This is a genomic window from Halobacterium hubeiense, assembly GCF_001488575.1.
GTDB classification, from domain to species: Archaea; Halobacteriota; Halobacteria; order Halobacteriales; family Halobacteriaceae; genus Halobacterium; species Halobacterium hubeiense.
Map to the genome: position 1 here is coordinate 1,559,571 of NZ_LN831302.1, position 23,715 is coordinate 1,583,285.

Genomic DNA, 23,715 nt, shown 5'->3' on the forward strand with positions numbered 1-23,715 from the left:
GTATCCCCCGCTCCGCGAGTCAGTCTCTCGACAGAAAGCCATACCAGGCCGTCCGCCCGGCAGTCACAAAAAAGGCCGTGCTGGCCGTTAGTCGTCGGCGGGCGCGTCCGGGTCCGCGCCGCCGTCCGCGAGCGTCACGTCGACGGCGGCGGCCTTGTACTCGGGAATCTTCGCGCGCTCGTCGAGCACGTCGTTCGTCAGCACGTTCGCGGAGGCGTCCGCGAAGTGCGGCGTCGTCCACACCACGCCCTCCTTGATAGCCTCCGTGACGTTCGCGCGGAGCGTGATTTCGCCGCGCCGCGACCGGAGCGTCACGCTGTCGCCGTCCGCGACGCCGAAGCGCTCGGCGTCCTCGGGGTGGACGTCCACGAAGTTCTCGGGGTGCTGGCGGGAGAGCGTCGCCGAGCGCCGACTCATCGTCCCCGTGTTGTAGTGCTCTTCGAGGCGCGCGGTCGTCAGAATCAGGGGGTACTCGTCGTCGGGCGTCTCTCTGGGCGGCTGGTGGCGCACGCCCTCGATTTGCCCGCGGCCGCTCGGCGTGTCGAAGGAGTCCGCGTAGAGGAACTGGTCGCCCTCGTCGCCGGGTTCGTAGCACGGCCAGTGCAGGCCCTCCTCGCCGAGCGCGTCGTAGGTCATCCCGTGGTAGATGGGACAGACCTCGCGCAGTTCCTCGAACACTTCCTCGGGGCCGTCGAAGTCGAAGCCGGCGTCCTCGCCGAACAGCCGCGTGCCGACCTCCGTGAGAATGTCGAGGTCGTGGCGGGTGTCCTCGTGGACCTTCTCGACGCCGCGCATCCGCTGGACGCGGCGGTCCGTGTTCGTGACGGTGCCGCCGCGCTCGGCCCACGTCGTCGCCGGGAGCACGACGTCCGCGTACTCGACGGTCTCCGTCGGGAAGATGTCCTGCACGACGACGAACTCCGTCTCGTCGAGGAGGTCGGCCACGCGGTCGGCGTTGGGCTCGCTCATCACGGGGTTCTCGCCCATGACGTAGAGGCCGTGGACGGTGTCGCCGACGCTGTGCGTGATTTCGACGTTCGTGAGGCCGGGCTCGCTGGGAATCTCGAACCCCCAGACGTCCTCGACGGCCTCGCGGGCCTCGTCGTCGTCCACGGGCTGGTAGCCCGGCAGGACGTTCGGCATCGCGCCGACGTCGCTGGCGCCCTGCACGTTGTTCTGCCCGCGGAGCGGGTTCACGCCCGTGCCGGGCCGCCCGAGGTTCCCGGTGGCGAGCGCGAGGTTGATCTCGTTCTGGACGTTGTCCACGCCGCAGGCGTGCTGGCTCATCCCCATCCCGGTGAAGATGGCGGCGTTGTCCGCCGTCGCGTACGCCTCGGCCGCGCGCTCGATGTCTTCGAGGGGGACGCCGCACTCCTCGGCGGCGGCCTCCTTGTCGAAGTCCGCTAAGGTCTCCCGGAGGTCTTCGATGCCCTCCGTGCGCTCGGCGACGAACTCCTCGTCCACCCAGCCGTTGTCCAGCACCGTCTTCAGGACGGCGTTCAGCAGCGGGATGTCCGTCCCCGGCTCCAGCTGGAGGTGCATGTGCCGGTCCGACTCCTCGATTTCGAACGACTCCGTGGTCTTGTTCGCGTGCGGGTCCACCTGAATCACGGTCGCGCCGTCCAGCACCGCCTGCCGGAAGTACTGGCTGTTCGCGATGGGGTGCTGTTCACCGGGATTGGCGCCCTGAATCCAGAAGACGTCGGCCTCGTCGCGGAGGTCGGCCATGCTGTTGGTCATCGCGCCCGCGCCGAGGCTCTCGCGGAGCGCGTACACCGTCGAGGCGTGGCACATCCTCGTGCAGTTGTCCACGTTGTTCGTGCCGAACCGCCGCGCGAGCTTCTGGAGGAGGTAGTTCTCCTCGTTCATCGTCTTCGAGGACGCGTAGAACCCCATCCCGTCCGGGCCGTGCTCGTCCCGAATGTCCTCCATTTCGGCGACCACGCGCGAGAGGGCTTCGTCCCACGACGCCGGGCGGAGGTCGCCGTCCTCCCGAATCATGGGTTCGGTCAGCCGGTCCTCGTGGTCGACGACTTCCGTGGCCGCGCCGCCCTTGATGCAGACGCGCCCCTCGTTGACCGGCGCCTCGCCCCACGGCGCGAACGACACGTCCCCCGGCTCGTCGCCCTGCCGGACGCTGATGCCACAGCCCACGCCGCAGTACGGGCAGATGGTCTTCGTGGATTCGTCAGTCGACACGGCACATCGCCCCCGAGAGTGCTCCCGTCATGTGCGAATATCTAGCAAGCGCGGACAAGAATCTTTCCGCGATGCCGAGCGGACGGGAACCGCTCAGGCCCGCGGCGCCTCCAGGAAGTCGAGGTCGACGGCGTCCACGGAGACGAACTCCGCGACGAACTCGGTGGCGGGCTCGTGGTAGACCTCCGCGGGCGGCCCGACCTGTTCGAGCGCGCCGCCGTTCATCACCGCGATGCGGTCGCACATTGCCATCGCCTCCGCCTGGTCGTGGGTGACGTAGAGGGCGGTGACGTCGAGGCGGTCCAGCAGGTCGCGCAACTCCGAGCGCAGCCGGGTCTTGAGCTTCGCGTCGAGGCCGGTCATCGGCTCGTCCAGCAGCAGAATCTCGGGTTCGATGGCGAGCGCGCGAGCGACGCCGACGCGCTGCTGTTGGCCGCCCGACAGCGACGCCGGGTCGCGGTCCCGCAGCTCCGCGATGTCCAGCAGTTCCAGCAGCTCGTCGACGCGGCGCTGTCGCTCTTCCTGCTCGACGCCGTGCATCCGCGGGCCGAACGCGACGTTCTCCGCGACGGTCATGTGCTCGAACAGCGCGTACGACTGGAACACCAGCCCGACGTTGCGGTTCTCCGGCGGGACGTGGGTGACCTCGCCGTCGTCGAAGTAGACGCCGCCCGCGTCGGGCGTCTCGAAGCCCGCGACCGTGCGCAGCGTCGTGGTCTTCCCACAGCCCGAGGGGCCGACGACGCCGAGCGTCTCGCCGTCCGGTACCGCCGCGGAGACGTCGTCTATCGCGGTCGTGTCGCCGTACGCCTTCGTCACCGAGTCGAGTGTTACACGTGCCATTGTCAGTCGCCTCCGATAGCGTCGAAACCGCGGTTCCCGAGCCGCTGGAGCGCCACGGTGACCGCGACGACGATGCAGAAGAACAGCGACACGGCGGCCGCGGCCTTCGGGAACGCGCTGTTCGAGATGTGGCGCTGGAGGAACAGCGCCAGCGGCTGGGTGCCTTTCGCGTAGACGATGTACGAGAAGTTGAACTCCGCGGCCGCCAGCGTCCAGCAGACGATGGCGCCCGCGAGGATGCCCGAGCGCGCCTGCGGCACGACGACCGTGAGGAACGTCCGCGGCCACGACGCGCCAAGCGACCGCGCGCTCTCCTCGATGCGCCGCAGGTCCATCGACTCGAACTCGCTGCGCACCGCCATCACCATGAACGGCGCCTTCAACAGCGAGTAGCCGACGACGAGGCCGAAGCTCGTCGCCGAGAGATCCGGGTACGCGCGCAGGAACGCGACGCCGAGGACGACCCCCGGAACGAGCGGCAGCACGGAGAAGGCGTCCACCCACTCCTTGCCGCGGAAGTCGTAGCGCGCGACGGCGTACGCGATGGGGACGCCGACGACGAGGTTGATTGCGACGCCGCCGAGCGCGAGCGCGACGCTGAACGCCAGCTCCGCGGGCACCTGAATGCCGAGCCCGTTCGGCAGCGCGACCAGCGTCGTCCACCCCATGCTGCGCTGGGAGCCGATGGTGTCCGCGAGCCCCAGCACCACCCGCCAGTTGTCCAGCGTGCCCAGTCCCTCGGGGACGACGCCGGTCATCCGCGTGGCGAACGACCCGACGAACGTGTACGCGACCGGGAGGATGAGGAACGCCAGCGTCGCCACCAGCACGGCGACGACGGCCGCGCGGCCGAACCGCCGGGAGGGCGCGACCCGGCGCTCGGCGGGCGCGTCGGCGCTCACAGCCCCACCTCCGCTTCGGTGTACCGGAGCGCGAGCGCGGTGAACGCGAACGCGAACACGAAGTACGCCATCGCCATCGCGCCGGCGACCCGGAGGTTGAAGCCGGGGCCCAGCTCGCGGGAAATCTGGAGCGTCCAGACGACGAGGCTCTGAATCACGAGCAGCGTCCCGAAGATGGCCAGCGCGGTGCGGAACGTGAGCACGAGCGCGCCCGTGATGGCGGGCCGAATCGCGGGGAAGGTGACGTACCGGAACGTCTGGAACGGGGTCGCGCCGAGGCTCTGGGCGGCCTCCGCGGGGCGGTCGTCGACCTCCGCGTACGCGCCCCGGAGGATGAGCGTCGCGCGGGGAATCATCGAGTAGAGGTACGCGAGGAACAGCCCGCTGGTGGTCGTGCCGAACGCGAGGTCCAGCGGGCTGGCCGCCGAGAACGCCGCGACGACGCTCGTGGCGAGCCCGGAGTTCCCGACGAGCACGAGCACCATGAACGCCGCGACGATGCCCGGGAGGCTGATGGGGAACGACACCAGCGTCACGAGCAGGTCGCTGGCGGGCAGGTCGTAGCTTTCGAGGGCGTGCGCGATGGGGACGGCGAGTCCCACGGCGGTCACCGTCGTCGCGGCGGCGAACCACAGCGTGTTGACCGCGACGCCGCGGTAGTAGGGGTCCGTCAGCAGCGTCTCGTAGGCCGCGAGCGTGAACCCGACCGAGTCGTAGGTCTGCGTGGAGACGCTGATGCGCGCGACCTCCGCGAGCGGGTAGACGCCCGCGACGACCGCGAGCGCGGCGAACGGCAGGCACAGCGCGATGACGCGGCGGCGCTCGCGGTCGCGCTCCGTGACCGGCGCGAGCAGCCAGCCCGGGACGGTCACGCTGTCGGCGAGCCGACCCGCGACGGACATCAGAGACCCGCGCCCCGCGTTATCTCCTGGATGATGGACTCCTGCTGGTCGACGAGCGCGCCGTAGTCCACCTGGAACTCCGTGCGGTCGTACTCGGCGCTGTCGATGAACTCGTCGGGGAGTTCGAGCTCGTCGGCGCGAATCGGGCGGACGTACGCGTCGAGGAACTGCTGTTGGCCCTCCAGCGAGAGCACGTAGTCCATGAACAGCTTCGCGGCCTCGGGGTTGGGCGCATCTTCGAGGAGCGCGTAGCCGTAGGGCATGTTGAGCGCGCCCTGATTGCCGTTCTCGCCGCCGAGCAGCGCGACGCCGACGTTCTCCTCGGCGACCTCCTCGTTGTTGTACTTGAGGTCCAGCCCGGAGTAGTCGTAGCGCACGAACGTCGCGTACTCGCCGCGGGAGAACTGCGCGAGGAAGTTGTCCGTGAACTCCGCGCCGCCGTCCAGAATCTCCCCGTAGTAGTCGATGACGGGCTGGAGGTCGTCCATGCTGCCGCCGCGGGCGTTGTTGATGGACAGCGCCGCGGCGAGCCCGACGGCGGCCTGCGGCGTCTGGAGCGCGAGGTCCTGCGTGATGTCGGGGTGGAGGAGGTCCTCCCACGTCTCGGGCTCGTCGAGGCCGCGCTCCTCGTAGATGTCCTTGCGGTAGGTGACGGCGGTGGTGACGCGCCGGGTGGCGGTGACGTGGTGGTCGTCGGTCTTCAGGGCGTCGGGCACCTCCTCCCAGCCCTGCGGCTTGTACGCCTGCGTGAAGCCGTCGTTGCGGGCGACGATGCCGTACGTGTACCCGCCGTTGTACCCCGAGTGGGTCATGTTGTTCTCGTGGGAGCGCATGTGCGTCAGCGCCTCCCCGGAGGAGCGGTCGTCGTCGTTGACCGCGACGCCGTACTCGCCCTCGAAGGACTCCATGACCGACGGCCAGTTCATCCAGCCGGACTGCACGCAGTAGAAGTAGAGCGTCTCGGGGAACGCCGACGCCTCGACGGTCGTCTCGTACTCCCCGGTGCCGACGGTGTAGGTGTCCGAGCCGCCACCGCCGGACGCGTCGTTGCTGGCGTTCTCGGTGACGCAGCCGGCGAGGCCGGCGGCCGCGAGCGCGCCCAGCGAGCGAACCACGTTGCGACGTGTGTCGGGCATCGTCTGGGCGAACTCCGACGCCCCTCAAACGCGTTTATAATAGGCTTGTTGACGTATCCGGGCGGCTCGTCGCCCGGCGTGTGCCAAAAAGTGACGAACGTAGGGTCGTTACCGGACCTTCTCGGCGAACTCCTCGCGGACCTTCGCGACCTTCGGCGCGACGTTCACCGAGCAGTACGCCTGATTCGGGTGTTTCTCGAAGTAGTTCTGGTGCTTGTCCTCCGCGCGGTAGAACGTCTCAAGCGGTTCGATTTCGGTGACGATGTCGTCCTCGTAGGCGTCCGCGGCTTCCAGCTCCTCGACGAACGCCTCCGCGAGGTCGCGCTGGTCGCCGTCGTGGTAGAGGACGATAGAGCGGTACTGCTCGCCGACGTCCGGGCCCTGCCGGTTCAGCGTCGTCGGGTCGTGGACCTTGAAGAACACTTCGAGGAGGTCCTCGTAGGCGAGCTCGTCCGTGTCGTACTCGACCTGCACGACCTCCGCGTGGCCGGTCGTGCCGTTGCAGACCTCGCGGTACGAGGGGTCTTCGACGTGGCCGCCGGCGTACCCCGAGGTGACGTCCTCGACGCCGGCGAGCTGTTCGAACGCCGCTTCCACGCACCAGAAACACCCGCCGCCGAACGTCGCAGTCTCGGTCATGCGCGAACGTTGGTGGGCCCGGCAGTTAACAGACCCGACACCGGCGTCAGAGCGCGAACACGAGCGCGGCCGTGACGACCGCCGCCAACAGTACGCTCGCGGCCGTGATTTTCGCGGCGTACAGTCTGTCGGCGCGGCGGTTCGCGGCGTCCGGGACGTCCCCGCGGTCGTCCCCGAAGGCGTACTGTCCGACCATCGCCAGCCGCACGCAGAACGACTCGTGGGACTGGAACGCCCACTCGAAGCCGACCGCCAGCGGGATGAACACGACGAGCAACAGCGGCTCCGGGAGGCCGCCGGCGAGGTACGCGGCGACCACCGCGGCAGCCGTGAGGAACGCCAGCGCGGCGATGCGAGCGCGCCGCTGGCGCTGCTCGCTGCCGATGTTACACTGGCCGGGACGGTAGTCAGTCACGCTCTCACTTCGCGCGGACGGGGGGAGAAGGTTGCGCCTCTCGCGACGCCTGCTGGTAGTTACGCCGACGCGTCGTAGCCGGCGTCCTCGACCGCGGCGACGAGGGCGTCGGCGTCCGCGTCGCCCTCGACGTCGGCGGCGTCGCGTTCGCGGTCCGCGCTCGCGGACTCGACGCCCGCGACGCCTTCGAGCGCGTCTTCGACGGTCGATTCGCAGCCGCCACAGCTCATCCCTTCGACGGTGATGGTTCGGGACATACGCGTCCGTAGGTCCCGCCGTCCTAATGCAGTTTCGCCTCACGACGTTCGGCCAGCCGCCCGCTCGGAGTTTGGATTCGAGCGTCGAACGCCGCAATCGCTTTGTGTTCGTGACCCCGACTCTCGGGCATGTCCGACCTCGACGAGACCGACCGCCGCATCCTCGAACTGCTCGCGGCGGACGCGCGCCGCCCGTACAGCGACATCGCCGACGACGTGGGGCTGTCCGCACCCGCCGTCTCCGACCGCGTGGCGAACCTCCGCGACAGCGGCGTCATCGAGCGGTTCACCGTGGACATCGACCGCTCGCGGCTCCGCGAGGGCGCCAACGTCCTCGTGGAGCTGTCGGTCCCGCCGGGCGACGTCGACGCCGTCCGCGAGGCCGTCGGCGGCGCGGACGCCGTCGAACACGTCTTCGTCACCGCCAGCGGCGACGTGGTGTGTTCGGCCCGGCTCCCCGTCGAGGACGTGCGCTCGTGGGTGACCGAGACGGTCGGCACCGAGCGCCTCCGCGACTACGACGTGACGCTGCTCGCGGACGCGGAGTGGCACCCCAGCGTCGGCGAGGAGTTCGCGATGGCGTGCGCGGAGTGCGGCAACACCGTCACCAGCGAGGGCGAGACCGCGCGCATCGACGGCGACCGCTACCACTTCTGCTGTTCGTCGTGTCAGGCGCGCTTCGAGGAGCGCTACGACCGCCACGACGCCGAAGCCTAACGGCTAAGCCGCCGCGGCAGCGACTCCACCTGTGCGTCGGAACGCGTTCGTCTCCCGTTCGATACTGTTGTTCGCGCTCGTCGCCGCGAGCTTCGTCGTCCTCGGGTTCGGCCGGCTGGTGCTCCCGTACCGCGTCGCGCGCCTGCTCGCCGCGCCGCTGCTGTTCGCGGGCGCCGTCCTCGCGGTCGTACTCGTCGCGCAAGCGGCGCTGGCGGCGGTCGGGATTCTGGACGTGGACTGACAGCACGCCCACCGCACCCTCCGAATCATATACGTGGCGTGGCGGCCAACGGGCAGACGAATGAGCGACGCCTCCGGTCCCGACGCGCGCCGCGCCCTCCTCGCCGTCGTCTTCGCGGTCGGCCTCGTCACAGCCGCCGCGGCCGCGCCGGCGCTCGCCGGGCAGGCCCCGCTGGGCGGCCTCGACTCGCCGCCCGCACCCGGCGACGTGCCGGAGCTCCTGCGTCAGATTCCGGGCGCGGACGCGCTCCTCGGGGACGCCAGCGGTCAGTCCGGGGACTTCGAGTTCGGCGCGTCCGCGTTCGGCGCGCTCACGCCCGGCGAGACCGCCAGCGTCGGCGGGCCGATGTCGCCCGGCCAGCGCGCGAACGCGACGGAGGCGCACTTCGTCGCGGAGGCCGACGAGTCGCGGTACTGGCGGACGGAAGCGTACACCACCTACACGGGGTCGGGCTGGGAGCGCCAGCAGGTCAACCGCGTCCAGCCGCCCCGCCCCGTCACGGAGCGGCCAATCGAGTGGAACGAGGTCACGCTGAGCCGGCCCGCGACCTCGCTGCCCACGCCGTGGCGGCCGATAAACCTCACGTGCGCGGGCGGGTGTCCGTCGGTGTCGCTGACGCCGACCAGCGGCATCAGCGCGAGCGCGGCGTTCACCGAGGGGCAGACGTACCGCGTGCAGAGCATAGAGGCGCTGTCGGCGCCGAGCGTGCTCGACGACGTGCGCGTCGCGGGCAGCGTCGTCGACACCGAGTACACGACCGTCGAGACGACCGACCGCGTGCGCGAGCGCGCCGCCGAGGTAGTCGGGGACGCGGACAACCGCTACGACGCCGCGCGCCGCGTCGAACAGTACCTCGAAGCGAACAAGACGTACTCGCTGACCGACGTGCCCGAGCCCGGCGACCAAATCACCGACCAGTTCCTCTTCGAGCAAGACGCGGGCTACTGCGAGTACTTCGCGACCGCGATGACGACGATGCTGCGCGCGCAGGACGTCCCCGCGCGCTACGTCGTCGGGTACGCCGGCGGCGAGTACGTCGGCGACGGCAAGTACCTCGTGCGCGGCGCCGACGCCCACGCGTGGGTCGAAGTGTACTTCGAGGATGTCGGCTGGGTGCGCTTCGACCCGACGCCCGGGGACGCCCGCGAGAGCGCCCGCGACGAACTCCACGAGGACGAGCGCGACTTCGAGGTGTCCCTGAACCGGACCGCGGTGCCCGGCGAGCGCGTGACCGCGACCGTGACGACCGCCGACCTGCCCGCGCGCGACGTCGCGCTCGTCGTGAACGGCGACCGCGTCGGTCAGACCGACGCGAACGGTACGGTCGCGTTCACCGTCCCGTACGCCGAGCAGTTGCGCGTCAGCGTCGAAACGACGGTGAACGTCACGGCGTCCAGCGGCTCGCTGGCGTCCGCGCCCGTCGGCGGCGACCGCGCGTACAGCGTCGCGTCGCCGACAGTCGCCCAGCAGGACGACGGCAACGACTCCGCGCAGACGTTCGACGTGAACGCGGACGTGCGGTTTGCCTTCGACGGCGACGTCGAGCCCGGCGCCGAGCGCACGCTCACCGTCACCGTCGCGGGCCGGCCGTTCCCGGACGCCGCGGTCAGCGTCGGCGGCGTCGAGCAGGGCCGCACGGACGAGAACGGCCGCATCGCGGTCCGGATCCCCGAAGACGCCAGCGGCGTACTCGACGTCACGGCGTCCCGCGACGACCTCAGCGAGACGACGACCTACCCCGTGGACGACCTCGCCGTCGCGGTGTCCCCGTCGCTCGTCGCGCCGTTCCCCGGCACGACCGCCACCGCTCGCGTCACGTCGGGCGGCGAGCCGGTGAGCGGCGCGGCCGTCACGGTCGCCGGCGAGACCGTCGGCGAAACCGACGCGGACGGCGCCGTCGCCTTCGAGATACCGCTGACGCGCGCGCCGGCGGTCGTCGCGACGGCCAGCGAGAAGACCACGACCGCGTACCTCGGGTGGGTGCTGCCCTCGGCCGCGGCCGCCGTGCTCGCGGCGCTCGGCGCGCTCGCCGGCGTCGTGCTGGCCGCACAGAAGCGCGGTGTGACGCCCCGGGGCGTCGCGAACGCGCTCGTCGCCGCGGCGCGCGGCGCTACGTCCTACGTCGTCGGCGCGCTCGTCGGCTTCGCGGACTCGCTGGACGACCTCGCGGCCGAGTTCCGAGCGGCCACGGCGGACGGCTGGCGCGGCGTGCTCGCGTGGCTCGCGTCCCTCCCCGGGCGCGTCCGGGTCCCGGACGTCCGCGGCTGGCTCGCCGGACTCGCCGCGACCGCGGGCGTCGGACGCGAACGCGACGCCGGCGCGGCCGGCGAGCCGCGAGCCGAGACGAACGCGAACTCTGCTGACGGCCGCCTGCGAACGGTGTGGCGGCGGTTCGTCGCGGTCGTCGGCGTCGAGCGCTGGGAGACGAAGACGCCCGCGGAGGTCGCCCGGGAGGCAGTCGAGCGCGGGTTCCCGGAGCGGCCCGTGGACGCGCTCACGGCCGCGTTCCGGGACGCCGCGTACGGCGGGCGCGCGGAGGACGCACACCTCGACCGCGCGGAGGAGGCGCTGGACTCGGTGCGCGGCGCCGACCGCGAGGAGGACGAACAGTGACCGCGCTCCGCAGAACGGTGCTGGCGGCGGTCGGCGTCGCGGGCGTCGCGGTCGCCGTCGGCGTGGTCGTCGGGGTCGCGCCCGCGTCGCTGGTCGGCGCGGCGAACGGGCTGGACGCGACGCTCGCGACCGGCGTCGTCGGCGCCGCGCTCGTCGGGTACGCGCTCCGGCGGCGCCGACAGGCCGAGCCGGAGGCGACCCCGTCGCTGGCGGACGCGGGCAGTGAGACGGCCGCGGCCGACCCCGGCCAGCCGGTCGACGGCGCGCTCGACCGCATCGCGGACGGCGACGACGCCTTCGCTCGGGACGCGCGGCCGCGGGTCCGCGAGCGGGTTCGCGAGACGGCGGTGCGGGCGTGCGAGCGCCGGGCCGGGACGCGAGGCGACGCCGCGGCCGTCGTCGCGCGCGGCGAGTGGACGGACGACCCGGTGGCGGCGGCGTTCCTCGGCGACGAGCGCGCGCCCCGGTACCCGCTCCGCGAGCGCCTGCGCGGGTGGGTCCACCCCGGCCGCGCGTACCGGCGACGCGTCGAGCGCACCGTCGAGGCCGTCCACGACGTTGCCACGGAGGGGTCGCGGTGAGCCAGTCGCGGTTCACCGGCGGCCTGCTGGCGGCGCTCGCGCTCGCCGGCGCCGGCGTCGCGAGCGGCCGGTCGGCGCTGTTCGTCGCCGCCGTGATTCCGCTCGCGTTCGTGCTGTACGGCGCGCTCTCGGCGCCCCGCGGGGGCGACCCGATTCGCTCGACCCGCGACCTCTCCGCGGACTCGCCGCTGCCCGGCGACCGCGTGACCGTCGAACTCACCGTGGAGAACGTCGGCGGGAGCGCGCTCCCGGACGTCCGCGTCGCCGACGGCGTCCCCGGCGACCTCCGCGTGGTGGACGGGTCGCCGGACGCCGCGCTCGCGCTCCCCGCGGGCGGGACGGCGACGGTCGAATACACCGTGGTCGCTGACCGCGGGCAGTTCCCGTTCGACGCGCCGACGGTTCGCGTCCGCGGCGCGAGCGCGACGAACGCCCGCACGGTCGAGGCGCCCGTGGACGGCGCGGACGAACTGAACTGTCGGGTGAGCGTCGCGGACGTGCCGCTGCGGCGGCAGACGACCGCGCACGCCGGCACGCTCCCGACGGACTCCGGCGGCCCGGGAATCGAGTTCCACTCGACGCGCGAGTACCAGCGCGGCGACCCCGCGAGCCGCATCAACTGGCGCCGCTACGCGAAGACCGGCGAACTCTCCACGGTGAACTACCGGGAGCGGCGCGCGGCCGCCGTCGTGCTCGCCGTGGACGCCCGCGACGCCAGCGACGCGACCGCGCACGCCGGTACGCCGTCGGGCGCGTCGCTGTCCGCGTACGCCGCAGCGCGCGCGGTGGAGCCGCTCGAATCCGCCGGCCACCGCGTCGGCCTCGCGGTGTTCGGCATCGACGACCCCGTGACCGGCGGGACGGACCCCGCGTGGGTGCCGCCCGGCACGGGCGACGCGCACCACGCGCGCATCGCGGCCGTCCTCGACGCCGCCGTCGAAGCGCGAACGGGCGACGCGACGCCGGAGGGCGGTGCGGTCGAAGCCGAGTCGGAGCCGGCGGCCGCGGCCGACGGCGGGAGCCGACCCGACGACGACGCGCGCATCGACCGGTTCGCCGAGCGCGTCCCGGCGGGCACGCAGGTCGTCGTCTGCTCGCCCGCGCTCGACGCGTTCCCGGCGGCGCTGGTGCGGCGCCTCGCGGCCGACGGCCACCACGTCACCGCGGTCAGCCCGGACGTCACCGCGACGGACACGCCCGGACGCACGCTCGCCGCCGCCGACCGGGCGCTCGCGCTCGCCGACGCCCGGGCCGCCGGCGCGAGCGTCGTCGACTGGGCGCCCGACGAACCGCTCGCCAGCGCGGTCGCCCGCGCGACGACCACGGTTCGCGGGGGGAAGCGATGAGCGACGACCCCGTGCGACGGCCGACGCTCGTCGCCGGCGCCGCGATGGTCGCAATCGTGCTGTTCGCCGTCAACGACGCGCGCGCCACGTACGGCCTGCTGGCGTTCCTCGCGGCCGCGGGCGGCGGCGTGCTCGCGGTGGCCACCGGGCTAGCGACGCGCGAGGAGCCGCTGGCCGTGTTCGCGGCGTCCGTGCTCGCGCCCGCCGGCGGCGTCTCCGTCCTCGCGGCCGCGGGGCTCTCGGCGGCCGACTTCCCCCTGCTCGCGGACGTCCTCGACCCGCTGGTCGTCGTCGCGCTCGCCACCGCGGGCTTCGGCGCGACCGCGGCGTTCACTGGCGGCGTCGGCGGCGGCGCGGTCGGCCGCGCGTTCTCCGTCGTCGTCGCGACCACGATTCTCCCGTTCTTCGCGACGGTCGCCGCGCTCGCGGGGCGCGTCCAGAGGGACGTCGGCGTCCTCGGCGAGTTCGGCGACGCGCTCGGCGCACTCGCCGCGCTCGTCCACTCGCCGACGGGCACCGCGCTCGACGTGGTCGTGTTCTTCGTGCTGGTCGCGGCGACGGCGCGCGCGCTCGCCGCCGGCGCGGCCGCCGCGCCGCTGGTCGAACTCGCGCCGCGCGAGCGCCGCGAGGCGGCGGCGCGGGCGAAGCGGCTCGTCGTCGCCGCCTGCCTGTCCGTCTGGCGGCTGTTCGCGCTGAGCTGGGCGGTCGTGTTCGTCGCGTTCGTCTCCGGCATCGCGGAGCGCGTCGTCGCGCAGATGCCCGCTACCCTCGTCTCGCTAGTCGGTGCGCTCGCGTCCTCGGGCGTCGTCCGCGCGCTCATGCTCGCCGCCATCGCGGCGTCCGTGCTCATCGTCGCCGCGCTGCGGGTCGCGCGCCTCGCGACCGGCGACCACCGCGAGAGCCTGCGTCGCGTCGCACCGGCCGCTGGCGGCGGCGTGCTGGCGGTGGTCGTCGGCGTCCTGTTCGCGGGCCGCGTCGTCGCGGCGGTCCGGCGCGCGCTCCCCCAGCAGGCGCGCGCGAACTTCGAGCCCGTCGTCGCGACGTTCGGCGAGCCGGCGCTCGCGCTGGTCGGCCTGCTCGCGCCGCTGGCGGTCCTCTCCGGACTCCTGCTGGCGTTCGCGGGGCTGGGCTGGCTGCGCGTGATTCCCCAGCGCAGCGCGCCGGCCGCGGTCGCCGCCGGCGGCCTCGTGGTCGCCGCGGCCGCCGCCGGGATGCAGGACGCGCCCCGGGAGTTCGTGTTCGCGCTCGTCGCCGCCGGGATGGTCGCGTGGGACGTCGGCGAGTACGGCGTCGGCGTCGCCGCGGAGGTCGAGCGCCACGCGCCGACCGCTCGCGCGGAGCTGGTCCACGTCGCCGCGGCGGTTGCCGTCGGCGTCCTCGCGTACTACGCCGCCACGCTCGTCGGTGGGGTTGCCGCCGGTCTCCAGACGCCGGACGCGGGCGCGGCGCTGGTCGCGCTCGTCGCCGCCGGCGTCGGACTGGCGGCGCTGGTCGGCGCGCTCGCGGAGTGAACAACTAACACCCGGGCGGTCGATTTCCGGGGTATGCGGACGCTGTACGTCCAGCCGCTGTGCCCGTACTGCCGGAAAGTCAAACGCGCGCTCGGCGACCTCGGCCTCGACTACGAGACCGAGCGCGTCTCCTTCTTCAAGTTTCGCCGCGACGAGGTGCGCGAGGTCAGCGGCCAGTCGCAGGTGCCCGTGCTCGTGGACCCCGACCACGGCGTCGAGGGAATGTCGGAGTCAGACGACATCGTCGAGTACCTCTACGAGACGTACGGCGAATAGTTACGAGACGGCGGGCACCTGTACGCTGTCGAGGACGTCCCGCACGACGTCCACGGGGTCGACGTCCTCGACGGTGGCCTGCCCGGTGAGCACGAGCCGGTGGACGAGCACAGACTCGCCCGCTCGCTTCACGTCCTCGGGCGTGACGTAGTCCCGTCCCTGCACGACGGCGCGGGCACGAGCGACCTCGAACAGCCGCTGGGTGCCGCGCGGGCTGACACCGACTTCGACGCGGTCGTCCTCGCGGGTGGCGCGCCCCACGTCCACCACGTAGTCGCGGACGCCGTCGCTGACCGAGACCGTCTCCGGAACGGTCTGGAGGTCCGAGAGCGCGTCGTCGGGGACGACCTGCGAGACCTCGGGGGTGGTGGTCTGGCGGTCGGCGCGGCGGTCGATGAGCTCGCGCTCGCCGGCGCGGTCGGGGTAGCCGATGCCGGCCTTCACGGCGAAGCGGTCGCGCTGGGCTTCCGGCAGTCGGAACGTCCCCTCCTGCTCGACGGGGTTCTGCGTCGCGATGACGAGGAACGGCTCCGGGAGCTGGTGGGTCTCGCCGTCCACGCTCACCTGTCCTTCCTCCATCGCTTCGAGGAGTGCGGCCTGTGTTTTGGGGGGTGCGCGGTTGATTTCGTCCGCGAGCACGACGTTCGCGAACACCGGACCGGGGTTGAACTCGAAGGACTCGGTACGGGCGTCGTAGACGTGCGAGCCGGTGATGTCCGACGGGAGGAGGTCGGGCGTGAACTGCACGCGCGTGAACTCCAGCCCGAGCGCGGTCGCGAGGCTCCGGGCCGTGAGCGTCTTCCCCGTCCCGGGCACGTCTTCGAGGAGGACGTGGCCGCGGGCGAGCGCGCCCGAGAGGACGGTTTCGAGGAACTGCCGGTCGGTGACGACCGCCTCGCTGACCGCGTCTATCACGTCGGTACACGTCCGGGCGGCGGTGTCGACGTCCATTCGAGTCGTGGGTCGCCGGCGCCGGCCTTGTAGTTGTCGCCTACACCCGGTACGCGACAGTAACCGCTCAGTTAATACCGCGTCAGCCCGTCACTTCGAGTAACCGAGCGAAACGCATACACCGCTCCCACCGAGAGGAGTGCGTGACAGCGCCGTTCGAGGACGGGCACGCCTCGAACGGAACGGGGGCAACCGACGACCATGGGACCTGACACAGAGCTTTCGAACGTCGTACTCGTCACGGTGGACTCGCTGCGAGCGGACGCCATCGGCGCGTATGACCAGACGCGACACACGCCGGTGATGGACCGCCTCGCGCAGCGAGGGACCGTCTTCGAACGCGCGTTCGCGAACGGGAACTGGACGCCGTTCTCGTTCCCGTCGATGCTCTCCTCCCGGCCGGTGTTCTCCGACTCCGACGAGGTCGGCGTCAGCGAGTCGCCGACGCTCGCCTCGGCGCTCTCGGAGGCCGGGTTCGCCACGGGCGGGTTCAACGCCGCCAACGGCTTCCTCACCTCTCACTGGGGCTACGACGATGGATTCGACGAGTTCGAGCCGTTCGTCGCCAGCGTCGGCTCCAGCATCTACAGCCGCTACCTCGCCACACACCCGACGGTGGAGGCGTGGCTCCAGTTGGCGACGTCGCCGCTGCGCCGCGCTGGGTCGTGGCTGCGTGGCGACAGCGACGACCGGCCGTTCCTCGACACCTCGCGGATGTTCGACGTCGAACACGCCGCCACCGAGTTCGTCGAGGACACCGACGAGCCGTTCTTCCTGTGGGTCCACTACATGGACGCGCACACGCCGTACGTCCCCGCGCCGCGGTACATCCGCGAGGTGTCCTCGAACGTCCTCGGCACCCACCGGATGCTGCACGCGCACACCCGCACCGGCCTCGGCTGGGAGGTCGGCGAGCGCACACTCGGCGACCTCCGCACGCTGTATCAGGCGGCTGTCCGGCAGGTCGACGCCAGCATCGGCCGCCTGCTGGACACCCTCAACGCGGAGGGCGTCGCCGACGAGACGGCGGTCGTGCTCGCGGGCGACCACGGCGAGGAGTTCCAGGAGCACGGCCACCTCGCGCACTACCCGAAACTCTACGACGAACTGATTCACGCGCCGCTGGTCGTGGACGTGCCGGGCGCGGAGCCGCGGCGCGTCGAACAGCAGGTCGGGCTGGACTCGATTCCGCCGACGATTACTGGCCTGCTGGACGTGGACGCGAACGCCGAGTGGCAGGGCGACTCGCTGGCCCCCGCGGTCCTCGACGGCGACGAACCCGACGACGACCCGGTCGTGTCGGTGACCGTGCGCGGCGAGTCGGTAACCGCCCAGCCCATCCCGCGCTCGCTCTCCGACGGCGACCTGCTCGTCAGCGTCCGCGACAGGGACTGGACGTACATCGAGAACGTCGACACGGGCGCGACCGAACTCTACCACCGGCCGTCGGACCCCGACCAGCAGGACGACCGCTCCGTGGACCCGACGCCCGACGAGCGGGCGGTCGTCGAGCGGTTCGCGCCGCTGGTCGACGAACACGCGGCCGTCGTCCGCGACCACAGCGGGACGACGGAGACGGCGGTCGACGGGGACCTCGGCGCGCGACTGGAAGCGCTCGGCTACAAGTAGATGGTGCGGCGCTACCTCCGCGGCCTCTACGAAGGGCCGTTCGCGATGCAGTTGCGGCGGTTCGTCGCCGTCGGCGCGTTCACCGCGGGCGTCCAGATGGTGTTGCTGTGGGCGTTCGTGGACGTCGGCCGGCTGAACTACCTCGTCGGCGCCGTCATCGCCATCGAGATCACCATCGTCCTCTCGTACGTCCTCAACAACGCGTGGACGTTCCGCAAGTACCGCAACACCGGCACCGTCGACTACCTCGTCGGCCTGCTGAAGACGAACGTCATCCGGGGCTCCGCGATTCCGCTGCAGGTCGGCGTGCTGTTCGCGCTCGTGGAGTGGCGCGCGCTCCCGTACCTCCTCGCGAACGCCTTCGCCATCCTCGTCAGCGGCCTCTACCGCTACGTCCTCGACGCGAAGTGGACGTGGGGGTAGAAGGGGTACCCGCGGCGTTCGCGGCAGCCTCGGTCGACCGCTCGTCACGTTCGGCGGTCTCGCAGTCGCGTTCTAGGGTCGCCGACGCCGTGGAATCACGAGACAGAGTGGTGACGGCAGTCGGAACGCGACAGTATTTTTACACGCCACGCCGTTCGTTCATTCTATGAGGTCCCCGACACGACGCGCGGCGCTGGCCGTCTGCGTCGCCCTCCTCCTCGTCACTGCCGGCTGTAGCGGCGGAACGAATACGTCGAACACCACGGCCCCGACGACTGCTGGGACGACGACCGCGACCGATGCGTGGTCGCCGAACGTCAGCGTCGAGCAGTACCCGCCGGGCGTCGCCGAGAACGGCACGCTCACGAACAGCACCGTCCTCGCGAACGCGCACTTCGCCGCGACGGCCGACGAGTCGCTGGTGCTCACCATCGAAGGGACGGGGCCGAACGACACGAGCATCAGAACGTACGCGCACGGGGACGGCCCGACGCCGTTCTACGCCACCACCAACCGCACCGAGGACGGCACGCGCATCGTGAGCGAGTCCTACCAGACCGAAGAGCGCGGCTTCGTCCGGCACGAAGTCGAGAACCGGAACACGACGCTGTACCGGGTCACGCAGAACACCACCACCGCGGGGACGGACGGGTGGCTGAACAACCACAGACCGTTCGACGTGGAGTACAGACTCGCGGCGCAGTTCGTCCTCGGGAACTACACCGTCAACGGCACCGTCGAGCGCGACGGCCGGACGTTCGTCGAACTCACCGCCGACGAGCCAGCGGACGAGGACTTCGCCCCGGCGTACGACGGGACCGCGCTCGTCACGCCCGAGGGCGTCGTCCACAGCGTCGAGGCGTCGTTCGCCTCGGGGACCGGCGACGACCGGGAGTTCCGCGAGGTGTCGGTTTCGCTGGACACGGACGCCGAGTGGACGGGCGCGCCGTCGTGGATTGACGACCGGCCGAACCTCTCCGTGTCGATAGTGGAGGACGGCCGCGCGCTCGAACTGCGGAACGCCGGCGGAGCGACCCTCCCGGCGAACACCACCTTCGAGGTCTCCGGGATGAACGCCACCGAGGGGTGGGAGGCGCGCATCTTCCCGGACGTGACCGGGACAGTCACCACGGACGCGGCGCTCGAACCCGGCGAGGCGATGTACGTGACGGCCGACGAGAACGGGTCGTCGTTCGCGCTCCGCGACGAACCCACGCGCGGCGAGTACGCGTTCGCCGCCGCGAAACTCCACCACAGGAACGAGGGCACCGTCTACTCGCTGGTGACGGGCCTCGAACACCAGCAGGAGTAGCCTACGAGAGCCGTTTCCGCATCGCGACGTGCGGGATGCCCGCTTCCTCGAACTGTTCGCCCTCGCGGACGTAGCCGCGGTCGTCGTAGAAGCCCGCGGCGGGCAACTGGGCGTGGAGGTAGAGTTCGTCGTAGCGCTCGCTCGCAGTCGCTTCGAGTTCGTCCATCAGCGCCGCGCCCCAGCCCTCGCCCCTGCATGATTCGCGGACCGCGACGCGCTCGACTTTCCCCACGCCGTCGTCGTACTCGCGGAGGCGCGCGGCCCCCACGGGCTCGCCGTCGTCGTAGGCGACGAAGTGCGTGGCGTCGTCCTCGTGCTCGTCTACTTCGAGGTCCTCCGGGACGCCCTGCTCGTCCACGAACACGGCGTACCTGACGCTGAGAGCGTCCTCGTAGCGGGCGTCGGTGTCGGCTCGCCCGACCGGCATAGGAGAGCGTCGGGCGGCGAGCCGGAAAACCCCTACTGCTCGCCGGCGACGTCCGCGACGAACTCGCCCAACAGCGACGACAGCATCGCGGCGAAGCCGGTGTCGCGGCTCCAGAACGCGGTCTCGGTACCGTCGTCGCTGGCGACGCTGACCAGCACCGCGGCGTCGTCAACCATCACGACGCGCTCGGCGCCCATCTCCGGCGTCGGCTGGTGGGCGACGGAGACGCCGCGAGCGCCGAGGTCCCGTGCGACGTCGAGCACGGCCTCGGACTCGCTGACGACCGTCACGGCGACGCCGGCGTCGGCGGCCGCCGCGAGCGCGTCCCGCACCGCGGGTTCGAGCTGTGAGACGTCGTCGGTCCCGTAGACGACGTGGTCGTCGGCGGACTCCACGAGCTGGGCGGTCCGGGAGACGACGTTCGCGTCCCCGCGGACCGTCCAGATGGACTCGCTCTCCTCGGTGGCGCCGTACTCCTCACGGACCGATTCGAGGTAGTCGAAGGCGGCGTCGCTCTCCGAGCGGAGCTGGCGGTAGAGGCGCTCGCGGGCCTCCTCCACGCCGACCGGCCGGTAGCGGGTCGGGTTCGACTGCTCGACGTCGACGAGCCCGCGACCTTCGAGGTCCTCGGCGGCGCCGTACACCTGCGAGCGCGGCACGTCCGCGATGTCCGCGACCTCGCTGGCGGTGCCGGTGCCGAGCTTCTGGAGCGCGACGAACACCCGGGCTTCGTACGTCGAGAGGCCGAGGCGCTTGAGCGCGCCGACGGCGTCCTCGTCGTTCATTCGCCCTCCGGGCGCTCGCGCGCCCACTCGCGGACCACGCGGTCGTACTGGTCGGCGGTCAGCTCGCCGTCCGCGAAGGCGGCGCTGGCTTCCGCGAGGTCGTCGTCGGTGACGTCCGCCTGCGCGAACACGCGCTCGAAGATGTCCGCGACGACCGCGGCGCCGTCGTCGCCCGCGATTGTCCGTTCGTCGCCGTCCGCGAGCACGCGGCCGGAGAGTTCGACCTCGGAGCCGTCGGGCGCCGTCTCGGCGACGGAAACCTCGTAGCTGGCCGAGGCGTGCTCGCCGTCGAGGCGCCACGCGACGTAGACGGTGTCGTCGTCCGCGACGGCCTCGACCGGCTCGGGGTCGGTGTCGAGGTCGACGACGGTGCCGCCGCGAACCGTCTCCGTGAGCACGACGCGGCCGTCCCGCGCCGGGACGGTGACGGTCGCGGTGAGCGTGCCGCCGGGCTGGACGAGGTCGCGGCTGAGCGTCCGCGTCGGTTCGTCGGCGCCTGCGTCGGCTGTCGCGGCGGCCGCCGGCGCCGTCTCCGCGTCGACGACCGGCTCGGCGCTCGCTGTCGTGCTCGGGTCGTCACCGTCGTCGGCCGGCGGGTCGGGGTCGTCGCCGTCGCCGCCGAAGTTCGCGTCCTCCGGGCCGAGGTACTTCGTCCAGAGGACGAGCAGCGTCGGCAACACCAGCACCGCCGCGAGGAACGCGTAGACGATGGTGAGCCCGGTGATGATGCCGAACTGCTGGAGCGGCGGCAGGATGGCGAACACGAGCACGCCGAACCCGCCGACGGTGGTCGCGGCGCTCCCGAGGAGCGCGCCGCCGGTGCCGGTGACGGCGGTGCGCATCGCCTCCCAGACGGTGTCGGTGCGCTCCAGCTCCTGCATGTAGCGCTCGCTGAGGTGGATGCTGTACGCCACCCCGAGCCCGACAGTGAGGCTCGTGATCATCCCCGTGAGCACGTTGAACGGGATGCCGAAGACGTACATCGTCCCCAGAATCCACGCGACGCTCAGGACGACGGGCAGCAGCGTGACCGCGCCGAGGGTCGCGCTCCCGTCCGTCAGGCGGTAGGTCGCCATCAGGAACGCGAACACCGCCACGAGCGTCACGAGCAGACTCTGGATGACGGTGTCCAGCAGCTGGTCCTGGACGATCTTGTTCAGGATGGCGCTGCCGGTCGCGGTGGCTTCGAGGCCGTCGCCGGCCGCCACGTCCGCGACGTCGCGCATCTGCTCGGTGACTTCGCCGCCGGACGCGCCGCCCTGCGTGGAGACGACGAGGCGCGCCGCCGCGTAGTCGCCGTCGTCGGTCTGGTGGATGTACGAGCCGGCCTGCTCGGGCGCGGTCTCGTAGAGCGCGTCGTAGACGGCTTCGACGTTCCGGTCGGGGACGCCGTTCCCGTCGGTGTCCGCGGCGTGGAACGTCTCGTTGAACGACTCGTTGGACGCCGCGACCGCCTGCATCGTCGACAGCGGCCCCTGCACGCCGGGCTCGCCGTTCGCGAGCGTGTACGTGACGTTCTGCTCGGCGGCGGCGTCGCGGGCCGCCTGTATCCGCTCTAGAGACCTGTCGCTGGCGACGTCACCCTCGATTAGAATCTGGGCCTGGGAGTTCTCCGGGGAGAACCGGTCGTTGACGTACTCGAGGTTCGCCTTGGCGGTGTACTCGCCGGGCGCGAACGGCTCGGGGAGGTCTTTCATCCAGTCGGCGGGGTCCTCCGCGAGGAAGTCCTGCTGATTGAACGACGTGTCGACGTTCGTCGCGCCGTACGCGCCCGCGGCGGTCACGAGCAGCGTGAGCACCAGCACGATGGCGGGCGCCTTCCGGGCGGCCTTCGAACCGAACGACAGCACCTCGCTGAAGCGGCCGCCGCCGGTGCCGAACGCGCGCTTCTTGCGGTCCCAGCCCCGCGATTCGAGGAAGGCGTCGAGTTCGACCTTCATCGCGGGAATCAGCACGCCGAACACCAGCAGCGCGGCGACGATGCCGACGCTGGAGACGACGCCGAAGTCGCCGATGGGCGGCACCGGACTGGTGAGGTTCGACAGGAATCCGATGACCGTGGTGGCGGTCACCCACACGAGCGCGACGCCGACGCCGGCGAGCGCGACGCGCATCGACCCGCGCGGGTCGGCGGGGCGGTCGGGGTCGTCGACGGCACCGAGGCGTTCCTCGCGGTGCCGCATGAAGATGTGAATCGCGTAGTCGATGGAGAGCCCGATGAGCAACACGGGCACCGCGATCATGATCTGGTTGAACGAGATGTCGGCCAGTCCCATGAAGCCGAACGTCCACGCCAACACGGCGCCGATGCCGAACAGCCCGAGGAGGATGTCGAGGACGTCGCGGTACGCGACCGCCAGCGCCACGAGCACGAACAGGATGGCCAGCGGCCCGACAATGAGCAGGCTGTCGGTCATCGAGGAGTCGATCTCGTGGGTGATGATGCCGCCGCCGAACACGAGGAACTCCTGCGCGCGGTCGTCGCCGAGGTCCTGCATCGCGAGCTGGGCGTCGACGATGGTCTCGCTGCCGGTCGGCCCGCCCGCGGGCGCCTCGCTGTCGGTCTGCTGGGTGGCGACGAGCATCGTCGCCTCCGCGGTGGTCGAGCCGGGCTCGTAGGATGTCGGCATCAGGCCGAACACGGACTGGCCGTTGCCGCCGTTCTGCCCGCCGCCGAGGACGGTGGCGACCAGCGACTCGACTTCCGAGTCGTTCAGCGACTGGAGCTGGGCGAGCTGTTCGTCCAGCGTCGCGTTACTGGCGTTCTCGTAGGTCGCGCGCTGGGTCTGTAGCTCCTCGCCGAGCGTCTGGAGGCGCTGGGCCTGCGACTCGAGCTCGTTCGAGCGCTCTTCGAGCGCCGCGTACTCGGCTTCGAGGACGCCGCGCGTGCCGAGCCGGTAGGCGGCCTCGACTTCGGACTGGCTCTGCGCGCTCCGGAGGTCGCTTGCGGCCCGCTCGAAGGTCGCGTAGTGGCTGTCGGTGAGGTTCACCGAGGAGTTCGCGCGCACCCGGTCGAACGCCGCTTCGACGCTCGCGTCCGGGTTCTGTCGGAGGACCGTGAGCTCCGCGCGCAGCGACTCGGCGGTCGCGTTCAGCGCCGCGGACCGCTGTTCGAGTGTCGCCCGCTCGGACTGGACGGTCTCGTTCAGTTGCTCGAACTCCTGGAGGGTGGCCTGTAGCTCGCGGCCCTCCTCCTGTTGGATGGACGCCGTCGCGACGACGTTCGCGATGCCGGTGATGGCGCCGTCGTCGGCGAGCGTCTCGTTGACCGTTTCGTTGTCGTAGAGCGCGCGCTCGTACTCCAGCGTCCCGACGAGCGCGTCCTTCGTGAGGACGTTGTCGTCGCGGACGACGACTTGGACGGTCGTGGCGTTCTCCGCGCCGGAACTGAAGTTCGACTCGATGTAGTCCAGTTTCTGTGACTCGTCGCTCTCGGTCTGGAACTGGTCCAGCGACGACGACTGCTGGACGTCGCCGGCTCCGGCGCCGATGAGGACGGTCAACACCAGCATCACGGCGATGATGGCTTTGCTGTGGTTCGTGACGAAGGCGGCGGCGTCGCCGATGCGGCTCACGCCAGCCACCCCCGGTGTTCTGTTGGTAGTATCAT

Annotated in this window: 22 protein-coding genes; 10 read left to right on the forward strand and 12 right to left on the reverse strand. The window is 71.5% G+C overall.

The window, feature by feature from the left end:
- Positions 1 to 87: 87 nt before the first annotated feature.
- The 8 genes from fdhF to HHUB_RS08155 form a co-directional block, all read right to left on the reverse strand.
- The gene (gene fdhF, locus HHUB_RS08120) at positions 88 to 2,199 is read right to left on the reverse strand and encodes a formate dehydrogenase subunit alpha (RefSeq protein WP_059057129.1); all 2,112 of its coding nucleotides are present in this window, start codon (positions 2,197 to 2,199) and stop codon (positions 88 to 90) included.
- Positions 2,200 to 2,292: 93 nt separating this feature from the next.
- On the reverse strand, positions 2,293 to 3,042 hold the full coding sequence (locus HHUB_RS08125; protein ID WP_082687210.1) for an ABC transporter ATP-binding protein: 750 nt from the start codon (positions 3,040 to 3,042) through the stop codon (positions 2,293 to 2,295).
- Positions 3,043 to 3,044: 2 nt separating this feature from the next.
- The gene (locus HHUB_RS08130) at positions 3,045 to 3,872 is read right to left on the reverse strand and encodes an ABC transporter permease (RefSeq protein WP_059058244.1); all 828 of its coding nucleotides are present in this window, start codon (positions 3,870 to 3,872) and stop codon (positions 3,045 to 3,047) included.
- 68 nt (positions 3,873 to 3,940) lie between these two features.
- The gene (locus tag HHUB_RS08135) at positions 3,941 to 4,846 is read right to left on the reverse strand and encodes an ABC transporter permease (protein WP_059057130.1); all 906 of its coding nucleotides are present in this window, start codon (positions 4,844 to 4,846) and stop codon (positions 3,941 to 3,943) included.
- On the reverse strand, positions 4,846 to 5,982 hold the full coding sequence (locus HHUB_RS08140) for an extracellular solute-binding protein (RefSeq protein WP_059057131.1): 1,137 nt from the start codon (positions 5,980 to 5,982) through the stop codon (positions 4,846 to 4,848). The genes HHUB_RS08135 and HHUB_RS08140 overlap by 1 nt, the downstream gene beginning before the upstream one ends.
- A gap of 108 nt (positions 5,983 to 6,090) precedes the next feature.
- On the reverse strand, positions 6,091 to 6,621 hold the full coding sequence (msrA, locus tag HHUB_RS08145) for a peptide-methionine (S)-S-oxide reductase MsrA (protein WP_059057132.1): 531 nt from the start codon (positions 6,619 to 6,621) through the stop codon (positions 6,091 to 6,093).
- A gap of 46 nt (positions 6,622 to 6,667) precedes the next feature.
- Entirely contained in the window at positions 6,668 to 7,036 is a 369-nt protein-coding gene (locus HHUB_RS08150) for a hypothetical protein (RefSeq protein WP_059057133.1), read from the reverse strand.
- A 59-nt stretch (positions 7,037 to 7,095) separates the two neighbouring features.
- Positions 7,096 to 7,293, reverse strand: coding sequence for a heavy-metal-associated domain-containing protein (locus HHUB_RS08155; RefSeq protein WP_059057134.1), 198 nt, complete (start codon positions 7,291 to 7,293; stop codon positions 7,096 to 7,098).
- Between the two features lie 129 nt (positions 7,294 to 7,422).
- Between HHUB_RS08155 and HHUB_RS08160 the strand changes: the two genes are divergently transcribed.
- Genes HHUB_RS08160 through HHUB_RS08190 form a run of 7 tightly spaced genes read left to right on the forward strand, consistent with a single transcriptional unit; the run spans position 7,423 to position 14,578 of the window.
- Complete coding sequence (locus HHUB_RS08160) at positions 7,423 to 8,010, forward strand: AsnC family transcriptional regulator (RefSeq protein ID WP_059057135.1); 588 nt, start codon at positions 7,423 to 7,425, stop codon at positions 8,008 to 8,010.
- A gap of 31 nt (positions 8,011 to 8,041) precedes the next feature.
- Complete coding sequence (locus HHUB_RS08165) at positions 8,042 to 8,251, forward strand: hypothetical protein (protein WP_059057136.1); 210 nt, start codon at positions 8,042 to 8,044, stop codon at positions 8,249 to 8,251.
- Positions 8,252 to 8,311: 60 nt separating this feature from the next.
- Positions 8,312 to 10,864, forward strand: coding sequence for a transglutaminase domain-containing protein (locus HHUB_RS08170; RefSeq protein ID WP_059057137.1), 2,553 nt, complete (start codon positions 8,312 to 8,314; stop codon positions 10,862 to 10,864).
- Positions 10,861 to 11,445 (forward strand): DUF7269 family protein, encoded by a 585-nt coding sequence (locus HHUB_RS16615; RefSeq protein WP_059057138.1) that lies wholly within the window; start codon positions 10,861 to 10,863, stop codon positions 11,443 to 11,445. The genes HHUB_RS08170 and HHUB_RS16615 overlap by 4 nt, the downstream gene beginning before the upstream one ends.
- The gene (locus tag HHUB_RS08180; protein WP_059057139.1) at positions 11,442 to 12,791 is read left to right on the forward strand and encodes a DUF58 domain-containing protein; all 1,350 of its coding nucleotides are present in this window, start codon (positions 11,442 to 11,444) and stop codon (positions 12,789 to 12,791) included. The genes HHUB_RS16615 and HHUB_RS08180 overlap by 4 nt, the downstream gene beginning before the upstream one ends.
- Positions 12,788 to 14,302: a DUF7519 family protein gene (locus HHUB_RS08185; RefSeq protein ID WP_059057140.1), complete on the forward strand. Its 1,515-nt coding sequence runs from the start codon at positions 12,788 to 12,790 to the stop codon at positions 14,300 to 14,302. Before HHUB_RS08180 ends, HHUB_RS08185 begins: the two co-directional genes overlap by 4 nt.
- Before the next feature lie 33 nt (positions 14,303 to 14,335).
- Positions 14,336 to 14,578, forward strand: coding sequence for a glutathione S-transferase family protein (locus tag HHUB_RS08190; RefSeq protein ID WP_059057141.1), 243 nt, complete (start codon positions 14,336 to 14,338; stop codon positions 14,576 to 14,578).
- On the opposite strand, the gene HHUB_RS08195 is transcribed toward HHUB_RS08190, so the two are convergent.
- Positions 14,579 to 15,529: an AAA family ATPase gene (locus HHUB_RS08195; RefSeq protein WP_059057142.1), complete on the reverse strand. Its 951-nt coding sequence runs from the start codon at positions 15,527 to 15,529 to the stop codon at positions 14,579 to 14,581. It lies immediately after the preceding gene.
- A gap of 201 nt (positions 15,530 to 15,730) precedes the next feature.
- Here HHUB_RS08195 and HHUB_RS08200 point away from each other — a divergent pair, with 201 nt between their 5' ends.
- From HHUB_RS08200 to HHUB_RS08210, 3 genes are all read left to right on the forward strand, one after another.
- Positions 15,731 to 17,158, forward strand: coding sequence for a sulfatase (locus HHUB_RS08200; RefSeq protein ID WP_059057143.1), 1,428 nt, complete (start codon positions 15,731 to 15,733; stop codon positions 17,156 to 17,158).
- Complete coding sequence (locus tag HHUB_RS08205; protein WP_059057144.1) at positions 17,159 to 17,581, forward strand: GtrA family protein; 423 nt, start codon at positions 17,159 to 17,161, stop codon at positions 17,579 to 17,581.
- A gap of 166 nt (positions 17,582 to 17,747) precedes the next feature.
- Entirely contained in the window at positions 17,748 to 18,893 is a 1,146-nt protein-coding gene (locus tag HHUB_RS08210; protein WP_059057145.1) for a hypothetical protein, read from the forward strand.
- A gap of 1 nt (position 18,894) precedes the next feature.
- Here HHUB_RS08210 and HHUB_RS08215 read toward each other — a convergent pair whose 3' ends face one another.
- The 3 genes from HHUB_RS08215 to HHUB_RS08225 are packed head-to-tail and all read right to left on the reverse strand — an operon-like array spanning position 18,895 to position 23,689.
- Positions 18,895 to 19,320, reverse strand: coding sequence for a GNAT family N-acetyltransferase (locus HHUB_RS08215; RefSeq protein ID WP_059057146.1), 426 nt, complete (start codon positions 19,318 to 19,320; stop codon positions 18,895 to 18,897).
- A gap of 32 nt (positions 19,321 to 19,352) precedes the next feature.
- Complete coding sequence (locus HHUB_RS08220; RefSeq protein WP_059057147.1) at positions 19,353 to 20,105, reverse strand: TrmB family transcriptional regulator; 753 nt, start codon at positions 20,103 to 20,105, stop codon at positions 19,353 to 19,355.
- Complete coding sequence (locus tag HHUB_RS08225) at positions 20,102 to 23,689, reverse strand: MMPL family transporter (protein ID WP_082687213.1); 3,588 nt, start codon at positions 23,687 to 23,689, stop codon at positions 20,102 to 20,104. Before HHUB_RS08225 ends, HHUB_RS08220 begins: the two co-directional genes overlap by 4 nt.
- Positions 23,690 to 23,715 lie beyond the last annotated feature (26 nt).

What these genes read in the sequence shown, in the direction of transcription:
- HHUB_RS08135 (WP_059057130.1), bottom strand. Translation starts at nt 4,846, where the DNA reads ATGTCCGTCGCGGGTCGGCTCGCCGACAGCGTGACCGTCCCGGGCTGG.
- HHUB_RS08210 (WP_059057145.1), top strand. Translation starts at nt 17,748, where the DNA reads ATGAGGTCCCCGACACGACGCGCGGCGCTGGCCGTCTGCGTCGCCCTC.
- HHUB_RS08220 (WP_059057147.1), bottom strand. Translation starts at nt 20,105, where the DNA reads ATGAACGACGAGGACGCCGTCGGCGCGCTCAAGCGCCTCGGCCTCTCG.
- msrA (WP_059057132.1), bottom strand. Translation starts at nt 6,621, where the DNA reads ATGACCGAGACTGCGACGTTCGGCGGCGGGTGTTTCTGGTGCGTGGAA.
- HHUB_RS08190 (WP_059057141.1), top strand. Translation starts at nt 14,336, where the DNA reads ATGCGGACGCTGTACGTCCAGCCGCTGTGCCCGTACTGCCGGAAAGTC.
- HHUB_RS08215 (WP_059057146.1), bottom strand. Translation starts at nt 19,320, where the DNA reads ATGCCGGTCGGGCGAGCCGACACCGACGCCCGCTACGAGGACGCTCTC.
- HHUB_RS08205 (WP_059057144.1), top strand. Translation starts at nt 17,159, where the DNA reads ATGGTGCGGCGCTACCTCCGCGGCCTCTACGAAGGGCCGTTCGCGATG.
- HHUB_RS08140 (WP_059057131.1), bottom strand. Translation starts at nt 5,982, where the DNA reads ATGCCCGACACACGTCGCAACGTGGTTCGCTCGCTGGGCGCGCTCGCG.
- HHUB_RS08185 (WP_059057140.1), top strand. Translation starts at nt 12,788, where the DNA reads ATGAGCGACGACCCCGTGCGACGGCCGACGCTCGTCGCCGGCGCCGCG.
- HHUB_RS08160 (WP_059057135.1), top strand. Translation starts at nt 7,423, where the DNA reads ATGTCCGACCTCGACGAGACCGACCGCCGCATCCTCGAACTGCTCGCG.
- HHUB_RS08170 (WP_059057137.1), top strand. Translation starts at nt 8,312, where the DNA reads ATGAGCGACGCCTCCGGTCCCGACGCGCGCCGCGCCCTCCTCGCCGTC.
- HHUB_RS08195 (WP_059057142.1), bottom strand. Translation starts at nt 15,529, where the DNA reads ATGGACGTCGACACCGCCGCCCGGACGTGTACCGACGTGATAGACGCG.
- HHUB_RS08155 (WP_059057134.1), bottom strand. Translation starts at nt 7,293, where the DNA reads ATGTCCCGAACCATCACCGTCGAAGGGATGAGCTGTGGCGGCTGCGAA.
- HHUB_RS08125 (WP_082687210.1), bottom strand. Translation starts at nt 3,042, where the DNA reads ATGGCACGTGTAACACTCGACTCGGTGACGAAGGCGTACGGCGACACG.
- HHUB_RS08200 (WP_059057143.1), top strand. Translation starts at nt 15,731, where the DNA reads ATGGGACCTGACACAGAGCTTTCGAACGTCGTACTCGTCACGGTGGAC.